The organism is Sphingomonas glaciei (genome assembly GCF_023380025.1).
Taxonomy (GTDB): Bacteria; Pseudomonadota; Alphaproteobacteria; order Sphingomonadales; family Sphingomonadaceae; genus Sphingomicrobium; species Sphingomicrobium glaciei.
In genome coordinates this window covers 2809308-2833835 of sequence record NZ_CP097253.1, presented here as the reverse complement: position 1 = coordinate 2833835, position 24528 = coordinate 2809308, and the positions used below count along the sequence as shown (strand labels likewise).

Annotated in this window: 32 protein-coding genes and 1 tRNA gene; 24 read left to right on the top strand and 9 right to left on the bottom strand. The window is 67.2% G+C overall.

Annotated elements, in window-relative coordinates; translation table 11 throughout:
- The 6 genes from M1K48_RS13995 to M1K48_RS13970 all read left to right on the top strand — a co-directional run bounded on the left by M1K48_RS13995 (window position 1) and on the right by M1K48_RS13970 (window position 5966).
- Complete coding sequence (locus tag M1K48_RS13995; RefSeq protein ID WP_249503799.1) at window positions 1-1488, top strand: type II and III secretion system protein family protein; 1488 nt, start codon at window positions 1-3, stop codon at window positions 1486-1488.
- 26 nt (window positions 1489-1514) lie between these two features.
- Window positions 1515-2144 (top strand): CpaD family pilus assembly protein, encoded by a 630-nt coding sequence (locus tag M1K48_RS13990; RefSeq protein ID WP_249503798.1) that lies wholly within the window; start codon window positions 1515-1517, stop codon window positions 2142-2144.
- A 2-nt stretch (window positions 2145-2146) separates the two neighbouring features.
- Window positions 2147-3430, top strand: a complete 1284-nt coding sequence (locus tag M1K48_RS13985) for a pilus assembly protein CpaE (protein ID WP_249505278.1) — start codon at window positions 2147-2149, stop codon at window positions 3428-3430.
- Between the two features lie 40 nt (window positions 3431-3470).
- Complete coding sequence (locus M1K48_RS13980; protein WP_249503797.1) at window positions 3471-4445, top strand: type II secretion system F family protein; 975 nt, start codon at window positions 3471-3473, stop codon at window positions 4443-4445.
- A gap of 13 nt (window positions 4446-4458) precedes the next feature.
- Complete coding sequence (locus M1K48_RS13975; RefSeq protein WP_249503796.1) at window positions 4459-5460, top strand: type II secretion system F family protein; 1002 nt, start codon at window positions 4459-4461, stop codon at window positions 5458-5460.
- A 110-nt stretch (window positions 5461-5570) separates the two neighbouring features.
- Window positions 5571-5966, top strand: a complete 396-nt coding sequence (locus tag M1K48_RS13970; RefSeq protein WP_249503795.1) for a hypothetical protein — start codon at window positions 5571-5573, stop codon at window positions 5964-5966.
- A 3-nt stretch (window positions 5967-5969) separates the two neighbouring features.
- Here M1K48_RS13970 and glyS read toward each other — a convergent pair whose 3' ends face one another.
- Together glyS and M1K48_RS13960 are read right to left on the bottom strand one after the other, a co-directional pair.
- Complete coding sequence (glyS, locus tag M1K48_RS13965) at window positions 5970-8027, bottom strand: glycine--tRNA ligase subunit beta (RefSeq protein ID WP_249505276.1); 2058 nt, start codon at window positions 8025-8027, stop codon at window positions 5970-5972.
- Window positions 8028-8131: 104 nt separating this feature from the next.
- Complete coding sequence (locus tag M1K48_RS13960; protein WP_249503794.1) at window positions 8132-9022, bottom strand: glycine--tRNA ligase subunit alpha; 891 nt, start codon at window positions 9020-9022, stop codon at window positions 8132-8134.
- Window positions 9023-9095: 73 nt separating this feature from the next.
- Here M1K48_RS13960 and M1K48_RS13955 point away from each other — a divergent pair, with 73 nt between their 5' ends.
- The 7 genes from M1K48_RS13955 to rsmD all read left to right on the top strand — a co-directional run bounded on the left by M1K48_RS13955 (window position 9096) and on the right by rsmD (window position 13976).
- A complete protein-coding gene (locus M1K48_RS13955) occupies window positions 9096-9998 on the top strand; it encodes a TraB/GumN family protein (RefSeq protein ID WP_249503793.1) in 903 nt (300 codons plus the stop codon).
- An 83-nt stretch (window positions 9999-10081) separates the two neighbouring features.
- Window positions 10082-10912 (top strand): TraB/GumN family protein, encoded by an 831-nt coding sequence (locus tag M1K48_RS13950; protein ID WP_249503792.1) that lies wholly within the window; start codon window positions 10082-10084, stop codon window positions 10910-10912.
- Between the two features lie 108 nt (window positions 10913-11020).
- Window positions 11021-11521: a hypothetical protein gene (locus M1K48_RS13945; RefSeq protein WP_249503791.1), complete on the top strand. Its 501-nt coding sequence runs from the start codon at window positions 11021-11023 to the stop codon at window positions 11519-11521.
- Window positions 11518-11718: a helix-turn-helix transcriptional regulator gene (locus M1K48_RS13940; RefSeq protein WP_249503790.1), complete on the top strand. Its 201-nt coding sequence runs from the start codon at window positions 11518-11520 to the stop codon at window positions 11716-11718. The genes M1K48_RS13945 and M1K48_RS13940 overlap by 4 nt, the downstream gene beginning before the upstream one ends.
- Entirely contained in the window at window positions 11715-12380 is a 666-nt protein-coding gene (locus M1K48_RS13935) for a hypothetical protein (RefSeq protein WP_249503789.1), read from the top strand. Before M1K48_RS13940 ends, M1K48_RS13935 begins: the two co-directional genes overlap by 4 nt.
- Before the next feature lie 38 nt (window positions 12381-12418).
- Window positions 12419-13342 carry a TraB/GumN family protein gene (locus tag M1K48_RS13930; RefSeq protein ID WP_249503788.1) on the top strand — a complete coding sequence of 308 codons (924 nt, stop codon included), beginning with the start codon at window positions 12419-12421 and terminating at the stop codon, window positions 13340-13342.
- A 100-nt stretch (window positions 13343-13442) separates the two neighbouring features.
- Window positions 13443-13976 carry a 16S rRNA (guanine(966)-N(2))-methyltransferase RsmD gene (rsmD, locus tag M1K48_RS13925; protein WP_249503787.1) on the top strand — a complete coding sequence of 178 codons (534 nt, stop codon included), beginning with the start codon at window positions 13443-13445 and terminating at the stop codon, window positions 13974-13976.
- Window positions 13977-13985: 9 nt separating this feature from the next.
- On the opposite strand, the gene M1K48_RS13920 is transcribed toward rsmD, so the two are convergent.
- Complete coding sequence (locus M1K48_RS13920) at window positions 13986-14372, bottom strand: hypothetical protein (protein ID WP_249503786.1); 387 nt, start codon at window positions 14370-14372, stop codon at window positions 13986-13988.
- A gap of 19 nt (window positions 14373-14391) precedes the next feature.
- Window positions 14392-14982: an SOS response-associated peptidase gene (locus M1K48_RS13915; RefSeq protein WP_257794152.1), complete on the bottom strand. Its 591-nt coding sequence runs from the start codon at window positions 14980-14982 to the stop codon at window positions 14392-14394.
- Between the two features lie 145 nt (window positions 14983-15127).
- Here M1K48_RS13915 and M1K48_RS13910 point away from each other — a divergent pair, with 145 nt between their 5' ends.
- Both M1K48_RS13910 and M1K48_RS13905 read left to right on the top strand, forming a co-directional pair.
- Window positions 15128-15442 carry a glycine zipper 2TM domain-containing protein gene (locus M1K48_RS13910; protein WP_406696861.1) on the top strand — a complete coding sequence of 105 codons (315 nt, stop codon included), beginning with the start codon at window positions 15128-15130 and terminating at the stop codon, window positions 15440-15442.
- Between the two features lie 93 nt (window positions 15443-15535).
- Window positions 15536-16630: a hypothetical protein gene (locus tag M1K48_RS13905; RefSeq protein ID WP_249503784.1), complete on the top strand. Its 1095-nt coding sequence runs from the start codon at window positions 15536-15538 to the stop codon at window positions 16628-16630.
- On the opposite strand, the gene M1K48_RS13900 is transcribed toward M1K48_RS13905, so the two are convergent.
- Both M1K48_RS13900 and epsC read right to left on the bottom strand, forming a co-directional pair.
- Entirely contained in the window at window positions 16611-16955 is a 345-nt protein-coding gene (locus tag M1K48_RS13900; RefSeq protein WP_249503783.1) for a DUF2794 domain-containing protein, read from the bottom strand. The two genes, M1K48_RS13905 and M1K48_RS13900, sit on opposite strands and share 20 nt — an antisense overlap.
- Window positions 16952-17638 (bottom strand): serine O-acetyltransferase EpsC, encoded by a 687-nt coding sequence (gene epsC / locus M1K48_RS13895; RefSeq protein ID WP_249503782.1) that lies wholly within the window; start codon window positions 17636-17638, stop codon window positions 16952-16954. The genes M1K48_RS13900 and epsC overlap by 4 nt, the downstream gene beginning before the upstream one ends.
- Before the next feature lie 143 nt (window positions 17639-17781).
- On the opposite strand from epsC, the gene M1K48_RS13890 reads away from it, so the two are divergent.
- Together M1K48_RS13890 and M1K48_RS13885 are read left to right on the top strand one after the other, a co-directional pair.
- A complete protein-coding gene (locus M1K48_RS13890; RefSeq protein WP_406697380.1) occupies window positions 17782-18546 on the top strand; it encodes a sulfite exporter TauE/SafE family protein in 765 nt (254 codons plus the stop codon).
- A gap of 59 nt (window positions 18547-18605) precedes the next feature.
- Entirely contained in the window at window positions 18606-18845 is a 240-nt protein-coding gene (locus M1K48_RS13885) for a hypothetical protein (RefSeq protein ID WP_249503780.1), read from the top strand.
- A gap of 18 nt (window positions 18846-18863) precedes the next feature.
- Here the strand turns inward: M1K48_RS13885 and M1K48_RS13880 are convergent, their stop codons facing one another.
- Window positions 18864-19277, bottom strand: a complete 414-nt coding sequence (locus tag M1K48_RS13880; RefSeq protein ID WP_249503779.1) for an ExbD/TolR family protein — start codon at window positions 19275-19277, stop codon at window positions 18864-18866.
- A gap of 184 nt (window positions 19278-19461) precedes the next feature.
- Between M1K48_RS13880 and obgE the strand changes: the two genes are divergently transcribed.
- Both obgE and M1K48_RS13870 read left to right on the top strand, forming a co-directional pair.
- On the top strand, window positions 19462-20526 hold the full coding sequence (gene obgE, locus M1K48_RS13875; protein WP_249503778.1) for a GTPase ObgE: 1065 nt from the start codon (window positions 19462-19464) through the stop codon (window positions 20524-20526).
- Window positions 20523-21428, top strand: a complete 906-nt coding sequence (locus M1K48_RS13870; protein WP_249503777.1) for an NAD-dependent epimerase/dehydratase family protein — start codon at window positions 20523-20525, stop codon at window positions 21426-21428. The genes obgE and M1K48_RS13870 overlap by 4 nt, the downstream gene beginning before the upstream one ends.
- Before the next feature lie 12 nt (window positions 21429-21440).
- Here the strand turns inward: M1K48_RS13870 and M1K48_RS13865 are convergent, their stop codons facing one another.
- Complete coding sequence (locus tag M1K48_RS13865) at window positions 21441-21590, bottom strand: hypothetical protein (protein ID WP_249503776.1); 150 nt, start codon at window positions 21588-21590, stop codon at window positions 21441-21443.
- A gap of 128 nt (window positions 21591-21718) precedes the next feature.
- Between M1K48_RS13865 and purS the strand changes: the two genes are divergently transcribed.
- The gene (gene purS, locus M1K48_RS13860; protein ID WP_249503775.1) at window positions 21719-21952 is read left to right on the top strand and encodes a phosphoribosylformylglycinamidine synthase subunit PurS; all 234 of its coding nucleotides are present in this window, start codon (window positions 21719-21721) and stop codon (window positions 21950-21952) included.
- On the top strand, window positions 21952-22623 hold the full coding sequence (purQ, locus tag M1K48_RS13855) for a phosphoribosylformylglycinamidine synthase subunit PurQ (RefSeq protein ID WP_249503774.1): 672 nt from the start codon (window positions 21952-21954) through the stop codon (window positions 22621-22623). The genes purS and purQ overlap by 1 nt, the downstream gene beginning before the upstream one ends.
- Here purQ and M1K48_RS13850 read toward each other — a convergent pair.
- Window positions 22620-22826 (bottom strand): hypothetical protein, encoded by a 207-nt coding sequence (locus M1K48_RS13850; RefSeq protein ID WP_249503773.1) that lies wholly within the window; start codon window positions 22824-22826, stop codon window positions 22620-22622. The two genes, purQ and M1K48_RS13850, sit on opposite strands and share 4 nt — an antisense overlap.
- A gap of 97 nt (window positions 22827-22923) precedes the next feature.
- Between M1K48_RS13850 and M1K48_RS13845 the strand changes: the two genes are divergently transcribed.
- From M1K48_RS13845 to M1K48_RS13835, 3 genes are all read left to right on the top strand, one after another.
- Window positions 22924-23000, top strand: a tRNA-Arg gene (locus M1K48_RS13845).
- Between the two features lie 89 nt (window positions 23001-23089).
- Window positions 23090-23638 carry a pseudouridine synthase gene (locus tag M1K48_RS13840; RefSeq protein ID WP_249503772.1) on the top strand — a complete coding sequence of 183 codons (549 nt, stop codon included), beginning with the start codon at window positions 23090-23092 and terminating at the stop codon, window positions 23636-23638.
- Window positions 23639-23684: 46 nt separating this feature from the next.
- On the top strand, window positions 23685-24515 hold the full coding sequence (locus tag M1K48_RS13835; RefSeq protein WP_249503771.1) for a 23S rRNA (adenine(2030)-N(6))-methyltransferase RlmJ: 831 nt from the start codon (window positions 23685-23687) through the stop codon (window positions 24513-24515).
- The last annotated feature ends 13 nt before the right edge of the window (window positions 24516-24528 follow it).

Sequence of the window (24528 nt, the reverse complement as noted above, 5' to 3'; positions counted from 1 at the left end):
ATGAGCAAGGGTAACAAGTCGTTCGGGCGGGTGGCTTCGGCCATCGCCGCCCTCGCCCTCGGCGCTTCGGCGCTGAGCCTGGCCGCCTCGCCGGCCGTCGCGCAGCCAATGGCCGCCCGTCCCTCGGAGACGCTCAATATCTCCGCCGGGACCGGCACGCTGGTTCGCCTGTCCTCGCCGATGAGCGACCTGTTCATCTCGAACGACTCGATCGCCGACGTCCAAGTCCGCTCCTCCACCCAGCTGTACGTGTTCGGCAAGGGCAAGGGCGAGACCACCTTGTATGCGACCGACAAGTCCGGCCGGGTGGTCTATGCCGCCAACGTTCGGGTCGGCAACAACATCAGCTCGGTCGACGAGATGCTGCGCGCGGCGATGCCGGAGGCGCAGGTCCAGGCGACGCCGATGAACAACCTCATGCTGCTGACCGGAACGGTCGCCAGCCCTGAGGATGCTTCCGAAGCGCAGCGCCTGGTCAAAGCCTATGTCGGCGATGGCATGGAGGTCGTTTCGCGTCTCCGCACCGCCGTCCCGCTGCAGGTCAACCTCAAGGTCCGGATCGCAGAAATCAACCGCTCGGCGCTGAAGCAGATCGGCGTCAACCTTCTCGCGGGTGGCAATGACTTCCTGTTCATGCAGGGCCAGGGCATCTACCTGCCTGAGGCCGGCGCCAGCGACGGGACCAATGGTGCGGACGCCGGGAAGATCATTCGCGATCCGCTCGGTGCGACGATCGGTATCGCCAAGCGGTTCCTCGGTCTCGACATCACTGCCCGCCTCAATCTGGCCGAGACCGATGGTCTTGCAACCACGCTTGCCGAACCGAATTTGACCGCATTGTCGGGTGAGACCGCGAGCTTCCTTGCCGGCGGCGAGTTCCCGATCCCGATCAGCCAGGGCCTCGGCGGCTCGGTGTCGGTCGAGTACAAGTCCTACGGCGTGGCGCTCGCCTTCACGCCGATCGTGATGGCCGACGGCCGTATCTCGATGCGGGTCCGCCCGGAAGTCAGCGAATTGTCGACCGAAGGCGCCCTCCGCCTTAACGGCTATTCGGTGCCTGCCCTGGTCACCCGCCGGACCGAGACCACCGTCGAGATGGGTTCGGGCCAGAGCTTCATGCTTGCCGGACTGCTCAAGAACACGAACAACAATACGATCGACAAGGCGCCGTTCCTCGGCGACCTGCCGATCCTCGGTGCGCTGTTCCGCTCGCGCGGTTACCGCCGCGCCGAAACCGAGCTGGTGATCATCGTCACGCCGTATCTGGTGCGGCCGGTCAACGGGCGGCTTGCGACCCCGGTCGACGGCTTCCGTACCGCCCACGAGGGCACCGCTATCCTCGAAGGTCAGCATTACACCGGCGTGTCGGGGCCGCGGCCCGTGGCGGTTCGCCCGGCGCCCGCTCTGTCGGCTTCGGTGGCGGGGGCTCCGGCAGCCGCTTCGGCGGCTCCGGCGGCGGCCCTGCCCGCTCCCGGATTCAAGCTGTGATCGCGGCCAAGGACAAGGATCGACCCATGATCAAGACGCTTCCCCTTCTCCTTCTGAGCTGCGTTGCGCTGGCCGGCTGCCAGGTCCATCGCGGCGAGGATCGCCCCGCCCGCGGACTCGAGGCGGTCAATGTGCCGGTGGTCAGCCGCGCCGACTATGTGTTCGACGCCGCGGCGCCGGGCGGCGTGCTCGCCGCGACCGAAGCCGCCCGTCTCGACGGCTGGCTGCGTGGACTCGAGCTTGGCTATGGCGACTCGATCGGGGTCGATGGCGTGGACGCAGTGGCGGCCCGCGCCGACGTGGCGCGGGTGGCGGGGCGATATGGCCTGCTGCTTTCGGATTCGGTTCCGATCACCGCCGGAGTGATCCCGCCGGGCTCGGTCCGGGTGGTCGTGACCCGCACCCGCGCCAGCGTCCCGGGCTGTCCCAACTGGTCGCAACCCAGCACGCCGAATTACTCCAACGAGACCATGAGCAATTTTGGTTGCGGAGTGAACAGCAACCTCGCCGCCATGGTCGCCAATCCTGCCGACCTCGTCAGCGGCCGCGAAAGCTCGAGCACCGATGCGTCGCTCGGGAACAAGGCGATCGAAGCCTATCGCTCGCGTTCGCCGAAGGTGAACCAGGTGGAGGCGGCTTCCGCAAAGGGGAACTGATGATGAACGCGCCGTTTCAATCCCGCGGGGGTCTGCGTGATCCGTTTACCGCATTCGTCTGCGACGACGCCACCGCCGATGTGCTTCGGCCGGTCGCAGTCGAGCATGGCTGGAGCCCGGACAAGGTCAACAAGGGTGGCCTTCGCAACGCAGTCCAGTCGCTGTCGGTCTCGGCCTCTCCGAACATCCTGTTCGTGGACCTGTCGGAATCGGCCGATCCGCTGAACGACATCAACGCGCTTGCCGAAGTGTGCGAGCCTGGGACGATCGTGATCGCGGCCGGCGGCGTCAACGACGTCCGCCTGTACCGCGACCTGCTCGCCAGCGGGATCCACGACTATCTACTCAAGCCGTTCAGCGTCGACCAGCTGCGCGACACCTTCGCCAATGCCCAGATGATCATCTCCGGCCCGCGCGGCGAAGCGCAGACCGACAAGCCGCACATCATGTCAGCGGTGATCGGTGTGCGCGGCGGTGTCGGCGCCTCGACCCTCAGCACCAGCCTCGCCTGGCTGCTGGGCGAAAAGGCGCAGCGTTCGACCGCCCTCCTCGATCTCGACATCCACTTCGGCACCGGCGCCCTCGCGCTCGACCTCGAGCCGGGCCGCGGCCTTACTGACGCGATCGAGAACCCGAGCCGCATCGACGGCCTGTTCATCGAACGCGCCATGGTTCGCTGCAACGAGCGCCTCAGCGTGCTGTCGGCCGAAGCGCCGATCAACCAGCCGCTGATCACCGACGGGACTGCCTACTTCCAGCTCCAGGAGGAGATGAAGAACGCGTTCGAGGCGACGGTGCTCGACCTGCCGCGCAACATGCTGGTCCAGTATCCGCACATGGTCCACGACGCCCATGTCGCGGTGGTGGTCAGCAACCTGACGCTGGCCGCGACCCGCGACACCATCCGGGTGCTCGCCTGGCTCAAGAGCAATGCCCCGCAGACCAAGGTGATCATGGTCGCCAACCAGGTCCCGTCGGGCGGAGGGCTGGAAATCTCGATCAAGGATTTCCAGGATTCGGTCGAGCGCAAGGTCGACGTCCAGTTCACGCTGGACCAGAAACTTGCGGCACAGGCCGCCAAGCTCGGCAAGCCGATGGCCGAAATCGCCAGCGGCAAGTCCGCCGCGCCCTTCTCCCAGCTGTGCAACATGGTGCTGAGCCATGCCACCGAAGAAGGCGCCGGCGATGCCGCCAAGGCCGCGTCGGCCGCGTCGGGCCAGTCCAAGTCGCTGATGGCGGGGCTCAAGGGCATGCTCGCCAAGCAGCCGGCCAAGGCTGCCGCCTGAACCCGCTGGTTGAAAGGCCCGACAAAATGAGGATGCCGGCATGAGCCTGACCCTGTTGCTGCTTGGCCTTGGCGTGGTGGGCATGCTCGGCATGCTGTACGTCGCCCTGTCCGGCCCGAGTTCGGGCAAGGCGCTGAAGCGGCGGATCGAGGCGGTCCGCGAACGGCATGGCGCGTCTGGCGTCCCGGCCATCGCCAACGCCCAGATCCGCAAGCTGCTGTCGCGCAAGGACTCCAGGATGGAGACCATGGCGTCGGGCCTGATCCCGCGGCCGGCGGTCATGCAGCTTCGGCTGGAAAAGACCGGTCGCAAGATCACGCTCGGCCGCTATGCGGTGATCAATGCCGGCATCGTCGTGACCGTCGCCGGCCTCATGATGGCCCGCGGCGCGCCGGTCCTGCTGTCGCTGATGGCCGGCCTGTTCATCGGCATCGGCATCCCGCACTTCGTGATCGGAAAGATGATCACCAAGCGGCTCAAGCAGTTCACCGCCAACTTCCCCGATGCCATCGAACTGATGGTCCGCGGCCTGCGCTCGGGCCTTCCGATCACCGAGACCCTTACCATCGTGTCGGGCGAGATCAGCGGGCCCGTCGGCATCGAATTCCGCTCGGTCAGCGACAAGATGAAGATCGGCCTGACCATGGACGCGGCGCTTCAGGAATGCGCCGACCGCCTCGGCACGCCCGAGTTCCAGTTCTTCGTGATTACGCTGGCGATCCAGCGCGAGACCGGCGGCAATCTCGCCGAGACCCTGTCCAACCTGGCCGACGTGCTGCGCAAGCGCGCGCAGATGAAGCTCAAGATCAAGGCGATGAGCTCGGAAGCCAAGGCCTCGGCGATGATCGTCGGCGCCCTGCCCTTCATCGTCTTCACCATGGTCTACCTCCTGAACCCCAATTACATGGGCGGCTTCTTCACCGACGAGCGGCTGATCGTCGCCGGCCTTGGCGCGATGGTGTGGATGGGGATCGGCGTCGCCATCATGGCCAAGATGGTCAATTTCGAGATCTAGGGGCAGCAAGCAGATGGAACCCGCAGCGGCCTCCGGGCCCACTCTCCTCGGTGTCGATGTCATCTGGGTCGCGACCCTGCTGACCGGCGTCGCCACGCTGGCGGTGATGATCGCCATCTATGCCGCGACCACCGTGCGTGATCCCATGGCCCGCCGGGTGAAGGCGCTCAACGAACGCCGCGAGCAGCTCAAGGCCGGCATCGTCGCCTCGACCAACAAGCGCAAGAGCCTGATCAACAAGAACGAAGCGGCCGACAAGGTCCGCGGCATTCTGTCGACGTTCAAGATGATCCAGGGCAGCCAGATCCAGGACATCCAGGTCAAGCTGCTGCAGGCCGGTATCCGCACCAAGGACCTCGCCTTCTTCATCATCTTCGGCCGGCTGATCCTGCCGGTGGTGCTGGGCGGCCTGGCGATCCTCGCCGTCTACGTCTTCGACAGCTTTCCCGAATGGGGCGCGTTCAAGAAGTATGCGCTGGTCGCAGGCACCTTGATCGGGTCCTACAAGGCGCCCGACCTGTGGCTGAAGAACAAGATCAACAAGCGCAGCGTCGCGGTCCGCAAGGGCCTTCCCGATGCGCTCGACCTCCTAGTCATCTGCGCCGAAGCCGGTCTTACCGTCGACGCCGCATTCAGCCGGGTCGCCCGCGAACTGGGCAAGGCCTATCCTGAGCTCGGTGACGAATTCGGCCTGACCTCGATCGAACTTGGCTTCCTCAACGAACGGCGTCAGGCGTTCGACAATCTCGCCAGCCGTGTCGACCTGGAAGCCGTCCGCGGCGTGGTCACCACCATGATCCAGACCGAGAAATACGGCACGCCATTGGCCTCCGCGCTGCGCGTGTTGTCGGCCGAGTTCCGCAACGACCGCATGATGCGAGCCGAGGAAAAGGCCGCGCGCCTTCCTGCCATCATGACCGTCCCGCTGATCCTGTTCATTCTGCCGGTGCTGTTCGTGGTCATCCTTGGCCCGGCGGCCTGCTCGATCAGCGACAGCATGATCGGCGGCGGCTAAGCCTTCCTGTCAGGAGTGGGGTCCGGGGGGCGGTCGGTGGGGAACCATCGGCCGCCCTTCGTCGTAATGATTGTTACGCAACCGCACTCGCTACGACAGGGGACACCCGAATGACCAACTTCACCACCGACCAGTGGATCATCCTCGGCCTGGTCTTCGTGCTCGGCTTCCTCGTTGGCGCTTGGATGACCAGCGGCGGACGCAGCAAGTGGAAGACCCGCTACAATGAGGAAGTGACCGCCCGCAAGGCGCTGGAAGCGCGCGAAAAGGACCGCGATGCAAATTGGGCGACCCGCGAAAAGGAACTGCGGGACGAAGCCGACCGCCGCGAAGCTGCGGCGCGGGCCGCTGCGGTTGCGACCCCGGCCGGCCGCGCCGATCCGTATGTCGACGACCGACTGCGCGATCGTCACCCCGACGACCTCAACGCCCCGCGCCGCGATCTCGACCGCGACGGCGTGCCGGACAATTACGACCGCCGCCCGCTCGACGGCGACCGGCGCTAAGGCCTAGCCCTCGATCCTCGAGAAATCCGCGACGCCGTGCACGGCGTCGCGGAAGCGGGCGAGGATATTGAGCCGCCGCCGCCGCACCGCCGAATCAGCGTCGTTGACCGTCACGGCCTCGAAGAAGGCGTCGATCGGCCCGCGCAGGCTCGCCAGCGCGCCCATTGCGGCGGCGAAGTCCTCCGCCTCGACCGCGGCCTTGGCACCCGACTCGGCAGCATCGAGCGCCGCCACCAGCGCGCGCTCGGCGTCGGGCGCGTCGGCCGGCAGCGCCGAACCCAGCGCCATCTCGCGCACCAGTTCCGGCATCTCCTCGACCATCGCCAAGGGATCCTCCTCACCGGTCTGCGGCATCCCCTGCTCGCCGCGGTCGGCCATCACCCGGGGCAGGTCCCAGCCTTCCTTCTTCAGGATGTTGGCCGCGCGCTTGTAGCCCGCGAGCAGGTTCGCGCCCTCGCCGCCTTCTACAAAGGATTGCAGCGCTGCAACGCGGGCGAGAACCCGGACGAGATCGTCCTCCCCGCCCAGCGCGAACACCGCGTCGATCAGGTCGTGGCGGACCCCCGCTTCTCGCTGCTGGACCTTGAGGCGGTCGGCGAGGAAGTCGAGCAGATCGCCGGCGGCGATCGGCAGTCGCAGCCCGTTCCCGGTCACGATCTGGATCACGCCCAATGCCGCTCGGCGCAGCGCGAACGGATCCTTGCTCCCCGTCGGCGGCATTCCCGCGCCGAAGAAAGCCCGCAGGGTATCGAGCTTGTCGGCCAGCGCCACCGCCACCGTAACCGGCGCAGTCGGCACGTCGTCGCCCTGCCCGACCGGCTTGTAATGGTCGCGCACCGCCTCGGCGACGGCCTTGGGCTCGCCTTGCGCCTCGGCCAGATAGCCGCCGATCAGGCCCTGCAGTTCGGGGAATTCACCGACCATTCCGGTGACGAGGTCGGCCTTGCTGAGTTCCGCCGCGCGGCGGGCGTGATCGGGGTCGCAGCCGGGAACGATCGCTTCGATCGCCAGCCATTCGGCGAGGTCGGCGATGCGCCCAACGCGCTCGGCGACGGTGCCGAGCTTTTCGTGGAAGACGATCTCCGACAGCTTCTTCGCCTGCTCGTCGAGCGGGGTCTTGAGGTCCTGCTCCCAGAAGAAGCGCGCGTCGCTGAGGCGGGCGGCGAGCACCCGCTGGTTGCCCGCGACGATCGCCGCGCCGCCGTCCGACGACTCGATATTGGCGGTGCAGATGAACGCCGGGGCCAGCGCGCCGCTGTCGTCGCGCAGCACGAAATATTTCTGGTTGGACCGCGCGGTCAGCTGGATGACCTCGGGCGGCACGTCGAGATAATCGGCGTCGAAGCGGCCGAGCAGCGGGACTGGCCATTCGGTCAGTCCGGCATTCTCGGCGACCAGTCCCTCGTCCTCGACCAGGCTAAGCCCGGCTTCGCCGGCAAGAGCACGAGCGCGATCGCGGATGATCGCGGCGCGCTCGTCGGCATCGACGATCACATGGCAGGCGCGCAGCTTCTCGGCATAGTCGCTCGCACCGCCGAGCGTGATCGGCCCGGGATGGTGGAAGCGGTGCCCGACCGTGCTGGCGCCGCTGCTGACACCCTCGACCTCGACCGGTACGATAGCGTCACCGAACAGGGCGACGATCCCCTGTAACGGCCGCACCCAGCGCAGCGACGAGGTAGAGGCCGACGCCGCGCCCCAGCGCATCGACTTGGGCCACGGGAAATTGCGGATGATCCGCTCGACCGCCCCGCCTAGCACCGCCGCGCTCGGCTGGCCCGGCTTGTCGATCACCGCGAAATAGACGCCGTCACGGTCGACCAGCTGATCCTGCGTGAGCCCGGTCTTCCGCAGGAAGCCCTCCAGCGCCTGCGGCGGCGCCGACGAACGCGGCCCCTTCAGCTCCTCGCTGAAAGCCGCCGTCGCCAGCGGCAACGCGCGCGCGATCAGACCCAGCCGCCGCGGGGTCGCAAAGGTCTCGATCTCCTCGGCCTCGAGCCCGGCCTTGGCGAGCTCCTCGGCGAACATCCGCGCCAGGTCGTTGCGTGCCCGCGCCTGCATCCGCGCCGGAATTTCCTCCGACAGCAGTTCGAGCAGGAAGTCGGCCGTGGTCGGCACCGCCGACACCGGGTCGAGCTCGGCATGCTCGCGGGTCGATGGCGCGCTCATGCCGCTTGCTCCCCCTGGCTTTCCAGCCAGGCCCCGCACGCCGCCTTGGCCAGGTCACGCACCCGGCCGATATACGCCTGCCGCTCGGCGACCGAGATCACCCCGCGCGCCTGCAGTGTGTTGAAGATGTGGCTGGCCTTGATCGCCTGCTCATAAGCGGGGATCGCGAGCTTCCGCTCCAGGCAGTTCTGGCATTCCTCGGCCGCCTTGCGGAAGGCGTCGAACAGCCGCTCGGTCCCGGCCACCTCGAAATTCCACTCGCTCATCTGCTTCTCGTTGGCCAGGAACACGTCGCCATAGGTCGCCTGCCAGCCGCCCGGCCCGGGGCTGTTGAACTTCAGGTCGTACACATTGTCGACGCCCTGGATGTACATCGCCAGCCGCTCCAGCCCGTAGGTGAGCTCGCCCGCGACCGGCGAGCAGTCGAATCCGCCGACCTGCTGGAAATAGGTGAATTGCGTCACCTCCATCCCGTCGCACCAGACTTCCCAGCCAAGCCCCCAGGCGCCGAGCGTTGGGCTTTCCCAATCGTCCTCGACGAAGCGGATGTCGTGCGCGGTTACGTCGATCCCGATTGCGGTCAGGCTGTCGAGGTACAGCTGCTGCAGGTTCGGCGGGCTCGGCTTAAGCATCACCTGATACTGATAATAAGCCCCCAGCCGGTTGGGGTTCTCGCCATAGCGGCCGTCGGTCGGACGGCGGCACGGCTGGACGTAGGCGCAGTTCCACGGCTCGGGGCCTAGGGCGCGCAGCACGGTGGCGGGGTGGAAGGTGCCGGCGCCCATCTCCAGGTCGTAGGGCTGCAGGATCAGGCAGCCGCGTTCGGACCAGTAGCGATGAAGGGTCAGGATCAGGTCCTGGAAGCTTAGGGGCGCGGGCGCGGTCATGGGGCGGGGCCATAGGACGGAGCTTGGCAGCGGGGCAAGCGGCTCCCACATGAGGATCCAAGAGGATAGGAGCGTGGGTTTGCAACTGAACTGGTTTCGCAAGGGCTTGGCTGCCCTCGGCCTTGCTGCGCTCGGGCCGGCGCCGGCTTCCGCCCAGGCGCTGGCCGAACCCCGGCCCGCGCTGTGGAAGGTCGCCGACCGTGACACGACCGTCTACCTGTTCGGCACCATCCACCTGCTGCCGCTCGGCGCGCGGTGGGTCAGTCCGGCGCTGGAGCGCGCCGCCGACGAATCGCAGGGCCTGGTGCTGGAAACCATCGTCGACACCGCCAATCCCGCCGCCTTTGCCGCGACGATGATGAAGCTCGCCACCTCGCCGGGCTTGCCCCCGGTGCTCGACCGGGTGCCGAAGGAAAAGCGGGCGGCGCTCGCCACCGCCATCGCCAAGAGCCGCTTGGCCCCCGCCTCGCTCGACCGGATGGAGACCTGGGCGGTCGCGCTGGCGCTGCTCGGGCCGCAGTTCGGGGCGATGGACCTTAAGCACGAGGAAGGAGTCGAAACGAAGCTCAAGGATCGCTTCACAGCCGCCGGCAAGCCGATCGGTCAGCTCGAGACCAATGAGGAGCAGTTGCGCTTCTTCGACCTGTTGCCCGAAAGCGCCCAGCAGTCGCTGCTGCTCGGCACGCTTGAAAGCCCGGCGACGGTCAGCAAGCAGTTCGACACGATGCTTAGCGCCTGGGCGCGCGGCGACGTCGCCGCCATCGGGCGCAGCTTCAATGCGGAGATGGACGGCAATCCGGCGCTCGCCGACCTGCTGCTGCGGCAGCGCAACGCCAATTGGACTCGGTGGATCGAAACCCGGCTGGGCCAGCCCGGCACGGTGATGGTGGCGGTCGGCGCCGGACATCTGGCGGGCGCAGACTCGGTCCAGGCGATGCTCGGCAAGCGTGGCCTGAAAGTCACTCGCATCCAGTGATTTCCTCACGCCTTCCAAGGCGTTGGCAGGTGTCCGCAGGCTGGCGACACTCCGCCTCTATAATGAGGGCCGGGGGGTCGTCGATGGATCGGATGGGCTGGGCGCGACACGCTCGGCAACTGCTGCTGGCCCTGACCGGGCTGACGCTGCTGACCGCAAGCCCTTCCCACGCTCGACCCGAATTTCCGCTGGTCACGCCCCATGACGAGGCCAGTTGCGCCCGCCCCTCGCTGTGGGTGGTCAGCGACGCGGACACCACCATCTACCTGTTCGGCACCATCCACACCCACGACGGCCGCGCGCACTGGTTCGACCATGCCGTCCGCCGCGCCTTCGACGCCAGTTCGACCCTGGTGCTGGAAACCCTGATCCCGGCCGAACCGCCCAAGGCCGACACCGCGCCGCAAGGATCAGGCCTGTCGCTGGCCAAGGCCACGGTCCAGTCAGCCCGGCAGGCCGGGCTCAGCGTCCGCTTGGGCGCCGACATGGTGCTGGCGCGCGCTGCTGATGCTGAGGGCAAGCCGATCATCGGCCTCGAAAGCTTCGACGAGCAGCTGCGCATGTACCAGTCGCTGCCCCCGCGCGCCCGGCCCGCGACCGCCGCCGCCGCGGTGGCTCCGGCGGCGCGTCCCGAGCAGGCCCTCGCCCCCTACCTCCGCACCATGCTCGACGGCTGGAACCGCGGTGACTCCAGCCCGATCGAAGCGGTGGTCGGCGCGGTCCGGGCCCAGTCGCCGCAAGCCTATCGCCGCCTGTTCGCCGACCGCAACACCGCGTGGGCGAAGTGGATCGCTCGCCGGCTCGATCAACCCGGAACGGTGTTCGTCGCGGTCGGCACCGGCCATCTCGTCGGAAGCGACAGCGTCCAGGCGAAACTCGCCGCCGTAGGGATCCGCAGCGGCCGGATCAATTGACCCCCGTCAAGCACCCGCGACATTTTGTCGGGGTCGCTTGACATCGCCCGCGACCCGCCATAGTAAAGTAGACCTGACACCAAGTCAGCTCAACTTGACAGGCTTTCCATGACGTATCGGCCCCGCCCCAACCCCCGCGACACGATGCTCGACCTGTCGACGCGCTCGCTGCGGATCCTGACCGTCGTCGCGCTCGTCGCCTATCCCGCCGGCGTCCTTCTCAAGCTAGCCCCGGGCCAGGCCGACACCGCCGCGGGTTTCGTGGGAGGCCTCCTGAAGATTGCCGCGCTGACGGCGATGGTGGCGGTGGCAAGCTCGACCCTGGCCAGTATCGTGGTCGGCCGCCGGCGCGAGAAGCTTGACGAATTCCAGCTTGGCCTGCGGCTGTCGGCCATGTCCAAGGCCTACACCGCCTTGTCCGCCCTGGTCGGTGCCGCGGCGGTCTATGCCTTTCTCGCGGTCGACCTTGATCTGCCGATGCCGGCCACCGCCGATGCCTGGCAGCAGCTGTGCACCGGGGGCATGCTCGCGATCCTAATCCTTCCGGCCACCTTCCTGGTCTGGTCGCCCGCCGTCGGTGGCGACGACATCGACGAGGAGGACGAATGAACAACCGCCTCCGCGTCCTGCGCGCCGAGCGGGGCTGGAGCCAGGCCGAGCTCGCCTCGCACCTCGACGTTTCCCGCCAGGCGGTGAACGCGATCGAGACCGGCAAATACGACCCGTCGCTTCCCCTCGCATTCAAGCTTGCCCGGCTGTTCGGCCAGCCGATCGAGCAGATCTTCTCCGATGAGGACCACCAATGACCGAGCTTGCCGCCGCCACCGTCACCGCCGACGCGCCCTCGCGCCTGTCCCTGCCGGTCCGGCTCGTCCTGCTTGTGCTGACGTCGATCGCGCTGGTGTTCAGCATTGGCCTGGTGGCCGGGATCGGGGTCGCCTCGTTCGAACAGGGCCTGCTCAAGCCGCGCGGTGCCATGCTACTTGCAGTCGCAGTGATCGCTGCCGCCGCCCTCGGCTGGGCCTGCTGGAAGCTCAGCGCGCATTGGCGGCGCCCCGGGCGCAGTGCCTATGAGCGGCGCTACAGCAAGATGATGTGGGTCCTGTTCGCGGCGGGAATGCCGATTGGTGTGCTGATCGGCTTCGCTGGCGATGGTCAGCCCGGCACCTCGCTGTTCAGCAACGGACCGATCGACTCTCGCTTCGCCGTTATTGCGGCCCTCGCCATGGTCGTGACTCTGGCCGGCACGCTGGTCATCTATCACCGCTCGATCGATGACCATGAGCAGCAGGCTTACCTGTGGGCCAACAGCCTCGCCTTCTATTTCTTGGCGCTCGCCTTGCCCGCCGTCTGGCTGCTCGAACGCGGGGGACTGGTCGGCCCGATCGGCATCGGCAGCGTCATGCTGATCATGCTTTCCGCCTTCGTCATCAACTTCGCGGTCTGGGCCTGGCTCAAATACCGCTGACCTCCACCACCATCCATCAATCCAAGGGAGAAACCACCATGTTCAAGCTGTTCCGTTCGATCCTACTCGGCTCCGCCCTCGGCCTTGCCTCGCCGACCGTGGCCCAGACCGCCGCGCCCGCCCCGGCGCCGGCGCCGGCCGCCAAGCTGCCCGACACCGATCCCGCCCTGTGGGTGGTCAAAGATGCCGACACCACCGTCTACCTGTTCGGCACCTTTCACGCCCTCGACGGCAAAACCGATTGGTTCAATGACGAGGTCAAGGCGGCCTACGATCGTTCGGGCAAGGTCTACCTCGAGGTCGTGAAGCCCGAGAACCCGGCCGAGATGGCGCCGCTGGTCCAGAAATATTGGGTCGCGACCGACGGCAAGCCGCTTACTTCCAAGCTCAGCGAAAAGGGCAAGAAGGATCTCGCCACGGCACTGGCCAGCGTCGGCGGATCGACCGCGATGGTTGAGCCGATGAAGCCGTTCGCCGCTTCGATGGTGCTGGCCGCGCTCGGCATGCAGAAGGTTGGGAAGACCGGCGAACAGGGCGCTGAGGCGCTGATCACCGCCGCCGCCAAGAAGGACGGCAAGCCGATCGACCAGCTCGAGACGCTCGAGTTCCAGATGCAGCTGTTCGACAAGCTGCCTGAGGCCGAGCAGGTGAAGATGCTCGAATATACCGCCGCCACCTTCGGCGACATGGAAAAGACCTTCGCCACCATGACCAAGGCGTGGAACAATGGCGATGCCGATGGCCTCGCCGCGATGATGAACGAGATGCAGACGCAGAGCCCGGCGATGCACCAGCTTCTGCTGACCGGCCGTAACCAGACCTGGGCCCAGTGGATCGAGAACCGGATGAAGACGCCGGGCACGGTGTTCGTGGCGGTCGGTGCCGGCCATCTGGCGGGCAAGGACAGCGTCCAGGACTATCTCGCCAAGACCGGCATCAAGACCACCCGGGTCAAGTACTGAGCCGCGAAGCACCCTACGGCGCTTGGGCCGAGCGAAGTCGAGGCATCCGTCCCTCGACTTCGCTCGGGACTAACGCAGTCGGGAGCGCTAGTACCGAGCAATGAGGATCATTGCCGGCAAATGGCGGAGCCGGGTCATCGCCGCTCCGCCCACGCCGTCCACCAGGCCCACCGCCGACCGCACGCGCGAGACATTATTCTCCATGCTGGCCAGCCGGCTCGGCAGCTTCGAGGATCTCGTGGTCGCCGACCTGTTCGCCGGCAGCGGGGCCCTGGCCTTCGAAGCTCTGTCGCGCGGCGCGGCCAGCGTCGTGCTGGTCGAGACCGATCCGGCGGCGCGCAAGACCATCCTCGCCAATGCCGCGACGCTGGGCATCGAAGTGAAGCTGCTCGCCGGCTCAGCCCTCGAGCTGCCTCCTGTCGCGACCCCGTTCGACTTGGTGTTCGCCGATCCGCCTTATGCGGCAGGATCGGGCGATGCGGTGCGCGCCGCGGTCGAGGCGGCCGGGTGGCTTGCGCCGGGCGGCTGGCTGGCGATCGAAACCGCCAAGGGCGCGGCGGTCGATCCCGGCACCCTCCGCCTCGACACCGCGCGCGCCACAGGCCCGGCCTGCCTCACCCTGTTGCAAGCCTGAAGCGCCGCCTTACTTCTGCGTCTTGGTCGCCGTGCCCTCGACGGTCTTCTTGCCGGCGTTGAATTCCTTCAGCAGGCGCGCACCGATCGCGGCGGCGGCAGCCTTGCCGGCTTTCTTGGCGCTATCAGCCGACTTCACCGCGGTCGGATTGCGCGAGCCTGCTTCGGCGATGGCGGCAACCGCGGCCAGCGCGCCGGCGGCGAGCAGTTCGGACACCAGGGGATGATCGGCCAGCTTCGACAACGCTTCCAGCGGATGCGCGCGGGTACCGCCATTGCCGTCGCTCTTCTTGACCTTGCCCGGCTTCTTGACCTTTTCGGCCTTGGCCTTCTTCGGCTTCACCGCTTCGATCTCGTCGCCCTTGCGCGGTTTGGTCGATTTCTTGTCCTTGGCCATGGCTTGTCCCTGTTTTCCGTTACGGCAGACGTCGCATATCGGCGTCCGCGTAGGGCACCGCAAGCGCGCAGGCGGTTGCGGTTTCCGAATCGAGCCAGGTCGGGACATCGCTCGCGCGCAGCATCACCGGCATCGCCTTGGGATGGACCGCCCCTACCACCTCGTTCGGATCGCAGGTCAGGAACGCCATATAGGGCACCCCGCCCTCGCCCGGCCGCCATAGACCGGCGAAGGCGAACAGCGGGTCATGCTCCTCGTGCAGCCCGAACCACACCTTGCGCTTGGATCCCTTCTCCCCTTCCCACTCGCAGAAGCGGGTGACCGGCACCACGCAGCGCCGGTCGGTGCGATTGAGCGCGCTGCGCCAGAACGGGCTGGCGAGGTTGCGGATGTTGGTCACCGGCCGCCCCCTGGCCGCGGCCGGCCCTGGAAAACCCCATTCCATGATCTCGAGCCTGAGCGCCCCGCCCTCGGCCCGGCGAAGCACCGGCGCCGGCTTGCCGGGATAGATTTCGTCGAAGGTTGGAAGGTTGTCGCGCTCGCCCTCGAACGGGCCGAACAGCTTCTTCATCTCGTCGACCGACGCGGTCATAGAATAGAGATTGCACATCGATTGCCTCGCCTCGTCGAACCTTAAAACTCGTTTCGCCGTTAACTGCTTATTCTTCGCTTAATCGTGTCAACCGTTGCCCAGCCGTTCAGGTTGACACGTCCAGACAGGTTCTAGCGAAACCGCAACGAGAAACAGGAGAAACATGATGCGGACCATGATGATGGCGGTTGCCGCCGCCGGCCTTACCGTTCCCGCCGCCACGCTGACTGTGGCCGCGCCGGCCGAGGCCCAGCGCTATTACAACGGCAAGACCTGGTACGACGGCCAGGGCCGCCAGCGCTGCCGCCGTAACAACGGCACCACCGGCCTGCTCGTCGGCGCCGCCGGCGGTGCCCTAATCGGGCGCGCGATCGACACCCAGGGCAGCCGTGCCACCGGCACGATCGTCGGTGCCGCCGCCGGTGCGCTGCTCGGCCGTCAAGTCGAGCGTAGCCGCAAGCGCTACGTCTGCCGCTAGGGCCCGGCCGCCTGCTTCGGCAAGCACCAGTCTAGTGTATTGACACAATAGGACACCTCCCTGTAGCCTTCGTGGCAACAGGGAGGTGTTTCTATGTACAGCCAGAACGATCTCGACGACGCGGTCGCGTCCGGCGCGATCACGCCCGAAGCGGCGACGTCGCTCCGGGCCTTCGTCGACGGGCAATGCAAATCGCCGGCCGTCGACGAGGAGCATTTCCGCCTCATCACCGGGTTCAACGACATCTTCGTCTCGATCGCCGCCGCCATCCTGCTGTTCGCGGTGGGCTGGATCGGGCAGAGCATCGGCCAGAACCTCGGTCTGGTGATCGATGGCGAAGGACCCTCCTTCATCGCCCCGGCGCTGATAGCCGCCACGGCCTGGGGCCTGGCGTTGTTCTTCACCGCGCGCCGCCGCATGGCGCTGCCCTCGATCCTGCTGCTGCTCGCCTTCGTCGGCGGAACGGTGGCGAGCGTCGGCTTCCTGCTGATCATGCTGTTCGTCAACAACGACCTTGAGGCGACTCAGCAGGCGTGGACCGCCGGGCTGGTAGGTGCCGCCGCCGCTTCCGCCGGCGCGCTTGCCGCGTTCGTTCACTGGAAGCGGTTCCGCGTCCCGATCACCGTCGCCGCCGGCGCCGCCTCGGTCGCCGGCATCGCGGTCGCGCTGATCGGCGCCACCATCGGCGACACGCCCAGCACCGGCAACATCCTCCTCGGCGTCGTGCTGCTGCTGGGCCTTGGCGTGTTCCTTTACGCCATGCGCTGGGACTCGTCGGACCCGTCGCGCATCACCCGCCGCTCGGACGTCGCCTTCTGGCTCCACCTGCTGGCCGCGCCGATGATCGTCCACCCGGTCTTCACCCTGCTCGGCCTGAACGACGGCGACGCGACGGTCGGCGAGGGCCTGATCGTGGTCGCCATCTATGTGGTGCTTGGAATCGCCGCGCTGGCGATCGACCGCCGCGCCTTGCTCGTCTCGGCGCTGGCCTATGTCCTGTTCGCCCTGAACGAGCTGTTCAGGCAGTTCGGCGCGGTCAGCCTCAACATCGCGCTGACGGCGCTGGTGATCGGTTCGGCGCTGCTGCTGCTGTCGGCCTTCTGGCACCAGGCCCGCGCCGCGGTGGTATCCCGTCTGCCCGGCGGCCTGCGCGGCCACCTGCCGAGCCTCAGTCCTCAACCAGCCTGAGCAACCGCCGCTCGAGCGGAGCGAGGATGCCCCCGAGATCCCCGCCCCGCTTGAGCACGGCGCCATGTTCCCCGACCAACGCCCACGCCCCTTGCTTCAGCCGAAGCGAGGGGCGTTTCTCGATCCGGATCTCGGGCCGCTCGGCGGTGCGGCGGAAGGCGGCGAAGCTGGCGAGGTCGGGAGCGAACTGCATCGCATAATCGCGCCAGTGCCCGGCCGCGACCATCCGTCCGTACAGGTCGAGGATGCGCTGCAGCTCGACCCGGTCGAAGGTGGCGACGGCTTTCCGGTCGGGACGCACCGGAAAGGGCGTGACGCTGCTCACGAAGCCTTGCTCTCCGGCAATGCTTCCCCTCGCGTCCGGAGCGACTTCAGTTCGGCTCGAAGCTCGGCCAGTTCCTCTTCCAGCGTGGTCAGCCGGGCGCGCAACGGGTCGACGTCCTCGCCGCACGGCGTGCCATAGGGGATGAAGCCCGGGCTGTAGTGGACCAGGTCGACCGGCACCGGCCGCGCCGGGATGCCGACCACTGTGGTCCGCGGCAGCACGTCCTTGGTCACCACCGCATTGGCCCCGACTCGGCCGCCTTCGCCGACCACGATCGGCCCCAGCACCTGCGCGCCTGATCCGATCACCACGCCGTCCTCTAGCGTCGGATGGCGCTTGCCGCCGATCCCGGTCGAAGGATTGGTCCCGCCCAACGTGACGTTCTGGTAGATGGTGACGTTGTCACCGATCAGCGCAGTTTCGCCGATTACGGTGAAGCCATGGTCGATGAAGAAATTGCGGCCGATGGTCGCGCCGGGGTGGATATCGATCCCCGTCACCATCCGGCTCCAGTGATTGACCAGTCGCGCCAGCCAGAACAGCCGCCCACCCCACAGCCAGTGCGCGGCGCGGTGGTACAGCAGCGCCCAGGCGCCCGGATAGAGGATGACGTCCCACCGGCTGCGCGCGGCGGGGTCCCGCTCCTTCACGCTGTCGAGGTAATCAAGAAGGGCGAAACGCAAGCTCGGGTCCCCGGGACGTGACTGTTCGGCGTGAATGTATGTCCTCCCGCCTCGGTTGCAAAGGCAGGCACGCCGCTGCCCTCTAGGCGCACCCGCCGCTCCCGTGCATGGGGGCGCCGTTAATAGGGGAAAGGTCGACGCCGATTATAGCCGAGCTTGCCGCCGACCCGTCGGTCCTCCTCCCGTTCATCCTGATCGGCTTCGCCGCGCAGCTGGTCGATGGCGCGCTGGGCATGGCCTATGGGACGATCAGCTCGACCCTGCTGGTCGGCATGGGCGTGCCCCCGGCGGTGGCCAGCGCCGGGGTCCACACCGCGGAGACCTTCACCACCGGGATCAGCGCGGTCAGTCACGTCGCCCACCGCAACGTCGACTGGAAGCTCTTCGCCCGCATCGTTGTGCCCGGCGTGATCGGCGGCGTGCTCGGCGCCTATGTGCTCAGCAACATCCACGCCGAGGCCGCCCGCCCCTTCGTCCTCGCCTATCTGATGGCGCTCGGACTCTACATCTTCTGGCGCGGCTGGACCCATACCCATGTTCTCAAGCGGCCGCGCATCGTCGCCCCGATCGGGCTGGTCGGAGGCTTCCTCGATGCCGCGGGCGGCGGCGGTTGGGGACCGATCGTCACTTCCAACCTGATGGTCCAGGGCTCGGCGCCGCGGACCACCATCGGCACCGTCAACACCGCCGAATTCTTCCTCACCTTGACCATTTCCGCCACCTTCCTCCTGACGCTGGGGTGGGAAGCGTTCAGCGTGGCGATCATCGGCCTGCTGATCGGCGGTGTGGCAGCCGCACCGCTGGGCGCAATCGTCGCCAAGCGGGTCGAGGCGGACAAACTGCTGGTGCTGGTCGGCGCGGTGCTGATCGTGACCAGCGGCTGGGGACTGTGGCGGCTGCTCGCCTAGCGGAACCGGCAAGGGGTCCCGAGCGCTCGCCCGGCAACCCCTAGAAGCCGGAGCAGACCATGATCGACGCCGAATCCCGCCCGTCCGACAGCGCCGTCCAGGCCCGCCAGCGTGAAATGGCGGCCGAGCATATCCTGTTCCAGGTGGTCCGCCACGTCGAAGCCCAGCATCCCGGCCTGATCGACCGGATCGAAGACAGCATCGACCACCTCGGCGATCCGGCCAAGGACGGCACCGGCGACGACGAAGCTGTTCGCGACACCGCCCGCCGCTTCCTCGCCAGCGCCCGCAAGGGCTAGCGCGCCCCTGCCGACCGCTCAGAGGCCCTGATAGGCCTCGTTACCGACGAACCCTAGGCGGGTGAGATCGGCTTTCTTGGCGCGAACCAGTACCTCGTCGACCGCGCCGTACGGAGCCATCGCGGCAGGCTGGAGCTGCAGTTCGGGCATCCTCGGCAATTGCGCCATCCGCTCGAACAGGCCGCTCAGCTCGGGCGCGGTAACCGGCGCCCCGTTGAACAGCAGCCCGCCGCGCTCGGTCACCACCACCTTGTTGCGCAAGGGATCAGGCGCGACGTCTACGCGATCGTTCGGCAGGTCCAGCTTCACCGCGTGGCTTTGCGGCGGAATGGTGATGATGAACATGATCAGCAGCACCAGCATGATGTCGATCAGCGGCGTGGTGTTCAGCTCCATCATCGGCTCGGCGGCGGACGGGACGGGAACGCTCATGCTGGCCATGCTGCACCTCCTGGCAATGTGACAATGTAACGTCTCATAGGCGCGGAAAGGTTGCAAGGCTGTCCCGCGCCACCATCTTCCGGTATACGTTTTCGGCTCCAGCAGGCCATTTTCGAACCAGTGGACGAAGTGGACGTCATTAGGATTTTTTCGCCCGAGCCTCTAAGGGGCCGCCATGCATTTCCTTGACCAGGCCAAGATCTTCGTCCGTTCGGGCGCGGGCGGCCCCGGCGCGGTCTCCTTCCGGCGCGAGAAATATATCGAATATGGCGGACCGGACGGCGGCAACGGCGGCAAGGGCGGGGACATCGTGTTCGAAGCGGTGCCCGGCCTCAACACCCTGATCGACTTCCGCTATACCCAGCACTTCCGGGCCCCCCGCGGCAAGGGCGGCTCGGGCTCCAACCGGTTCGGCGCCTATGGCGACGATCTCGTGATCAAGGTGCCGGTCGGAACCCAGATCCTCGCCGACGACGAGGAGCGGACCCTGCTCGCCGACCTCACCACAGTCGGGGAACGCCTTGTCTTCCTCAAGGGCGGCGACGGCGGGCGCGGCAATGCGACCTACAAATCCTCGACCAACCGCGCCCCGCGCCAGCACCAGAAGGGCTGGGCGGGCGAGGAGATGTACGTCTGGCTGCGGCTGAAGCTGCTGGCCGATGTCGGGCTGGTCGGCCTTCCCAACGCAGGCAAATCGACCTTCATCAACGCCGTCACCAACGCCGACGCCAAGGTCGGCGCCTATGCCTTCACCACGCTGCGCCCGCAGCTCGGCGTGGTCCGCTACCGCGACCGTGAGTTCGTGGTCGCCGACATCCCGGGCCTGATCGAGGGCGCGGCCGAAGGCGCCGGCATCGGCGACCGTTTCCTGGGCCATATCGAGCGCACCCGCGTCCTCCTGCACCTGATCGACTGTCAAGACGCGGACGTTGCCACCAGCTACCGGATCGTCCGCGACGAGCTCGACAATTACGGCGCCGGGCTGGAGGACAAACCGGTGGTGCTGGCCCTCAACAAAGTCGACACCATCGACGCCGAGCTGGTCGAGGCGCTGACCGCCGAACTGACCGAGGCGAGCGGCCTGCGGGTGCTCGCGCTGTCGGCGGCCGGTGAAACCGGGCTTGAGGAAGTCCTCGACGCCCTCTCGGCGCACCTCGATAACCCCGATAACCACGACGACGAGGGGGCGGCCCTGTCCGGCGACGAAGACGCCGAAGCAAAGGCCTGGTCGCCGCTGTGAAGCTCGCCATCACCGGCGGTACCGGCTTCGTCGGCAACCGCCTGCTGAGCCTTGCGGTCGAGCAGGGGCATGAGGTGATAGCGCTCACGCGTCGCTCGCAGAACGAGCGCCGCGGCGTCACCTGGGTGCAGGGCGCGCTCGACAATCGCCTCGCATTGCAGCGGCTGGTCGAGCATGCCGACGCGGTGATCCACGTCGCCGGGGTGATCAGCGCCCCCGACGCTGCCGGGTTCGAAAAGGGCAACGTCACCGGCACACTGGGCCTGCTTGCCGCCGCCACCGCGTCCGGCGTCCACCGCTTCGTCCATGTCTCCAGCCTCGCCGCGCGTGAGCCCAAGCTGTCGCTCTACGGCGCGTCCAAGGCCCGCAGCGAGGAGCTGGTGCAGCGCAGCGGTCTCGATTGGGCGATCGTCCGGCCGCCCGCCGTCTACGGGCCTGGCGACCGCGAGACGCTGGAGCTGTTCAAGGCCGCGCGGCTGGGGCTGGTCCCGCTTCCGCCCAAGGGCCGAATCAGCCTGATCCATGTCGACGACCTGTCGCGATTGCTGCTGGCGCTTGCCGCCGCCGATGCGCCAACCAAGCTGGTCGTCGAGCCTGACGACGGCCGCGAGGGCGGCTGGACCCACCGCGAATTCGCCGACGCGCTCGCCGCCGCGCAGGATCGGCGCACCCTGTCGCTCTCCGTCCCGGCCGGCCTGGTGCGTCTCGGCGCGCGGATCGACGGCCTGATGCGCCGCGGTAAGGCCAAGCTCACGCCCGACCGCGCCGCTTATTTCTGCCATCCCGATTGGACGGTCGACCCGGCCCGGCGACCCGACGCCGCGCTGTGGCACCCGCAGATACCGACGCCTGCCGGCCTGGCTTCCACCGTCGCCTGGTACGAACAGCAGGGCTGGCTCTAGCGCCCCGGCGCGTCAGCCCTTGGCCTTGTAGCCGGCCACGGCGCCCAGCAGGAAGGTGGTCACCAGCGCGATGCTCACTTTCCCGGCTGGGTCCTGCCAACCGAAATAGGTTGGCCCGACCAGGAACAGGCCAAGGAAGATGGCAGTCGCGAGATAGGACATGGACACGCTCCCCTTGCCGGCAGCCGAGAATGGCGACTGCGGCAGTCTCCCCTGCAATGCTTGCTAGAGTCTTATCCCTTGTCCATAGGCGCCTTGTCAAAACACCTTTGATCAGGCGGGAGAAGGCCATGAAGGCGCGGGTTCTGGTGACGTTGAAGCCGGGCGTGCTCGATCCCCAGGGCAAGGCGATCCACCATGCGCTGGAGGGTCTCGGCTTCGGCGGCGTCAACGACGTGCGCGCGGGCAAGCTGATCGAACTCGACCTCGACGAAGGCACCGACGACGCCGCGATCGAGGACATGTGCCGCAACCTCCTCGCCAACACGGTGATCGAGAATTTCCGCATCGAGCGGCTCGGCTGATGCGCACTGCGGTTCTGGTCTTCCCCGGCTCCAACTGCGACCGCGACCTCGCCGTGGCGCTGGAACGCGCGACCGGCAACAGGCCCGAGATGGTCTGGCACCGCGAGACCGCGCTTCCCCCCGCACTCGACCTGGTCGGCGTTCCCGGCGGCTTCTCCTACGGCGATTACCTACGCTCCGGCGCGATGGCGGCACGTTCGCCGATCATGCGGGCGGTGGTCGAGGAAGCGGCCAAGGGTCGCCCGGTGCTCGGCATCTGCAACGGCTTCCAGGTGCTCACTGAGGCGGGGCTGCTGCCCGGCGCGCTGATGCGCAATGCCAACCTGACCTTCGTTTGCCGCGACTCTGATCTCACCGTCGTCAACAACCGCACCTCGTTCACCAGCGCCTATGCCGAGGGCGAGGCAATTCGCATTCCGGTCGCCCACCATGACGGCAACTACCAGGCCGATGCCGAGACGCTCGCTCGAGTCGAGGGGAATGGCCAGGTCGTCTTTCGCTACGCCTGCACGGTGAATGGCTCGGCCAACGATATCGCCGGCTTGGTCAACGAGCGGGGCAACGTGCTCGGCATGATGCCGCATCCCGAACGGGCGGCGGAGCCGGCGCATGGCAACGAGGATGGGCGGCGGTTATTCGAGAGCCTGGTTGGCGCTCTGGCGGCCGCTTAGCGCGCCTTGGGGGTGACGTCCTTGCAGCCGGCCACCGCGGGCGGCATCGCGCACAGGAAGATGCGGTCGGGCCCCGGCTCCTCGATCACCACCATCCGCCGTTCCAGCGTCATCGGGTCGGTCAGGATCAGGATCTTGGCCGCTTCAGCGGGAGTCGCGGTTAACGCCAGGAAAGCGAGCGGCAGGCTGAGAAAAACGCGCATAAACACCCCTGTCTTGCCTAGGTAATACGCGACTCGCGCGGTGAATGAAAGATGAATGCTTGAGCCCGGTCGCTCGTGGCCCTAGCGACGACCCAACGCGCCCGTAGCTCAGCTGGATAGAGCACGTGCCTTCTAAGCTCGTGGTCGCAGGTTCGAGTCCTGCCGGGCGCGCCACTTTTCACGACCTCGGCCATGGCACTGGCCACGAATCGCCGCAGCGCAGGTCAGAAGACTTTGCCGCGATCGGGCGATATGCACGGCCGATGGCCCGGTTGCTGCTATTCAACAAACCCTATGGAGTGCTTTCGCAATTCACCGATCGCGGATCGCCGACGCTTCGTTCGACCCTGTCGGACTTCATCGCGGTGAAAGGCGTCTACCCCGCCGGACGGCTCGACCGCGACAGCGAGGGTCTGTTGCTGCTGTGCGACGATGGGCAATTGCAGGCGCGCATTGCCGATCCGCGTTTCAAGCTGTCCAAGACCTATCTCGTGCAAGTGGAAGGCGATCCGCAGGAGCCGGCGCTGGAGCGTCTGCGCCAGGGCGTCGAGCTCAATGACGGCATGACCCGCCCGGCCGACGTCGCGCGCATCGACGAACCCGAGTTGTGGCCGCGCGACCCGCCGATCCGCCGGCGCCTGTCGATCCCCGACAACTGGCTGAAGATCACGCTTCGCGAAGGGCGCAACCGGCAAGTCCGGCGAATGACGGCGGCGGTCGGCTTGCCTACCCTGCGGCTGGTCCGCTGGTCGATCGGCGACTGGACCGTCGCCAACATCGCCCCGGGCCAGTTCGAGGAAATCGCCGTCTAGGTCCGCATCTCCGCCCGCAGGCACAACAGCACCGATCTGGACACCAATGAACTATCGCCACTCCTTCCACGCCGGAAACAGCGCCGATGTCGTCAAGCACGGCCTGCTGATCGCCCTCGTTCGCGCGCTCCAGCAAAAGCCGGGCGCGCTGACGCTGATCGATACCCACGCCGGTTGCGGGCTGTACGATCTCGAAGATGACAGGGCCCAGCGCACCGGCGAGGCGACGCAAGGCGTCGTACGGGCCTTCGCCGACAGCAACCCCCTGCTCGACGACTATCGCGCGGCCGTCAGGGCAGTCAACGAAGGGACCGAGCCGCGTCTCTACCCCGGCTCTCCGCAGGTATTGGCGCAGTTGCTTCGCCTGCAGGACTTCCTGATCCTCAACGAAAAGCATCCCGAGGACATCGCTGCCCTGCGTGCCTCGATGCGTGGCCTGCCCGCCGCGGTGCATCAGCGCGATGCCTACGAGTTGTGGCTGGCGGTGCTGCCGACCCGGACGCCTCGCGGGGTCGTGGTGGTCGACCCGCCCTACGAGCAGACCGACGAACGCGAGCGCATCACCGACACCCTCGCCGCCGCGCAGCGCAAATGGGCTCACGGGGTGACGGCCATCTGGTATCCGCTCAAGAATCGCGAGACCCACTTGCGCTGGAAGCAGCAGCTGCGCCGGCTCGGCATCGCCAAATTCCTGGTGATCGAGCATTGGCTGTACGACGCCGAACAGCCCGGCATTTACAACGGCGCGGGGCTATTCATCATCAATCCGCCCTACGCCTTCACGCAAGGGTTAGCCCCGCTACTGGAAGCCTATCGCGCCGCGCTGGCACCCGACGGGCATCGCGGCGTGATCTCGGCGGAGTGGCTGGATGGCTGAGGAAGCCGAGCCG

Bases quoted from the DNA above. Each gene is read 5' to 3' on its own strand.
- M1K48_RS13995 (WP_249503799.1), top strand. From the start codon at position 1: ATGAGCAAGGGTAACAAGTCGTTCGGGCGGGTGGCTTCGGCCATCGCC.
- M1K48_RS13990 (WP_249503798.1), top strand. From the start codon at position 1,515: ATGATCAAGACGCTTCCCCTTCTCCTTCTGAGCTGCGTTGCGCTGGCC.
- M1K48_RS13985 (WP_249505278.1), top strand. From the start codon at position 2,147: ATGAACGCGCCGTTTCAATCCCGCGGGGGTCTGCGTGATCCGTTTACC.
- M1K48_RS13980 (WP_249503797.1), top strand. From the start codon at position 3,471: ATGAGCCTGACCCTGTTGCTGCTTGGCCTTGGCGTGGTGGGCATGCTC.
- M1K48_RS13975 (WP_249503796.1), top strand. From the start codon at position 4,459: ATGGAACCCGCAGCGGCCTCCGGGCCCACTCTCCTCGGTGTCGATGTC.
- M1K48_RS13970 (WP_249503795.1), top strand. From the start codon at position 5,571: ATGACCAACTTCACCACCGACCAGTGGATCATCCTCGGCCTGGTCTTC.
- glyS (WP_249505276.1), bottom strand. From the start codon at position 8,027: ATGCAGGCGCGGGCACGCAACGACCTGGCGCGGATGTTCGCCGAGGAG.
- M1K48_RS13960 (WP_249503794.1), bottom strand. From the start codon at position 9,022: ATGACCGCGCCCGCGCCCCTAAGCTTCCAGGACCTGATCCTGACCCTT.
- M1K48_RS13950 (WP_249503792.1), top strand. From the start codon at position 10,082: ATGGATCGGATGGGCTGGGCGCGACACGCTCGGCAACTGCTGCTGGCC.
- M1K48_RS13945 (WP_249503791.1), top strand. From the start codon at position 11,021: ATGACGTATCGGCCCCGCCCCAACCCCCGCGACACGATGCTCGACCTG.
- M1K48_RS13940 (WP_249503790.1), top strand. From the start codon at position 11,518: ATGAACAACCGCCTCCGCGTCCTGCGCGCCGAGCGGGGCTGGAGCCAG.
- M1K48_RS13935 (WP_249503789.1), top strand. From the start codon at position 11,715: ATGACCGAGCTTGCCGCCGCCACCGTCACCGCCGACGCGCCCTCGCGC.
- M1K48_RS13930 (WP_249503788.1), top strand. From the start codon at position 12,419: ATGTTCAAGCTGTTCCGTTCGATCCTACTCGGCTCCGCCCTCGGCCTT.
- rsmD (WP_249503787.1), top strand. From the start codon at position 13,443: ATGAGGATCATTGCCGGCAAATGGCGGAGCCGGGTCATCGCCGCTCCG.
- M1K48_RS13920 (WP_249503786.1), bottom strand. From the start codon at position 14,372: ATGGCCAAGGACAAGAAATCGACCAAACCGCGCAAGGGCGACGAGATC.
- M1K48_RS13915 (WP_257794152.1), bottom strand. From the start codon at position 14,982: ATGTGCAATCTCTATTCTATGACCGCGTCGGTCGACGAGATGAAGAAG.
- M1K48_RS13910 (WP_406696861.1), top strand. From the start codon at position 15,128: ATGATGCGGACCATGATGATGGCGGTTGCCGCCGCCGGCCTTACCGTT.
- M1K48_RS13905 (WP_249503784.1), top strand. From the start codon at position 15,536: ATGTACAGCCAGAACGATCTCGACGACGCGGTCGCGTCCGGCGCGATC.
- M1K48_RS13885 (WP_249503780.1), top strand. From the start codon at position 18,606: ATGATCGACGCCGAATCCCGCCCGTCCGACAGCGCCGTCCAGGCCCGC.
- M1K48_RS13880 (WP_249503779.1), bottom strand. From the start codon at position 19,277: ATGAGCGTTCCCGTCCCGTCCGCCGCCGAGCCGATGATGGAGCTGAAC.
- obgE (WP_249503778.1), top strand. From the start codon at position 19,462: ATGCATTTCCTTGACCAGGCCAAGATCTTCGTCCGTTCGGGCGCGGGC.
- M1K48_RS13865 (WP_249503776.1), bottom strand. From the start codon at position 21,590: ATGTCCTATCTCGCGACTGCCATCTTCCTTGGCCTGTTCCTGGTCGGG.
- purS (WP_249503775.1), top strand. From the start codon at position 21,719: ATGAAGGCGCGGGTTCTGGTGACGTTGAAGCCGGGCGTGCTCGATCCC.
- purQ (WP_249503774.1), top strand. From the start codon at position 21,952: ATGCGCACTGCGGTTCTGGTCTTCCCCGGCTCCAACTGCGACCGCGAC.
- M1K48_RS13850 (WP_249503773.1), bottom strand. From the start codon at position 22,826: ATGCGCGTTTTTCTCAGCCTGCCGCTCGCTTTCCTGGCGTTAACCGCG.
- M1K48_RS13840 (WP_249503772.1), top strand. From the start codon at position 23,090: ATGGCCCGGTTGCTGCTATTCAACAAACCCTATGGAGTGCTTTCGCAA.
- M1K48_RS13835 (WP_249503771.1), top strand. From the start codon at position 23,685: ATGAACTATCGCCACTCCTTCCACGCCGGAAACAGCGCCGATGTCGTC.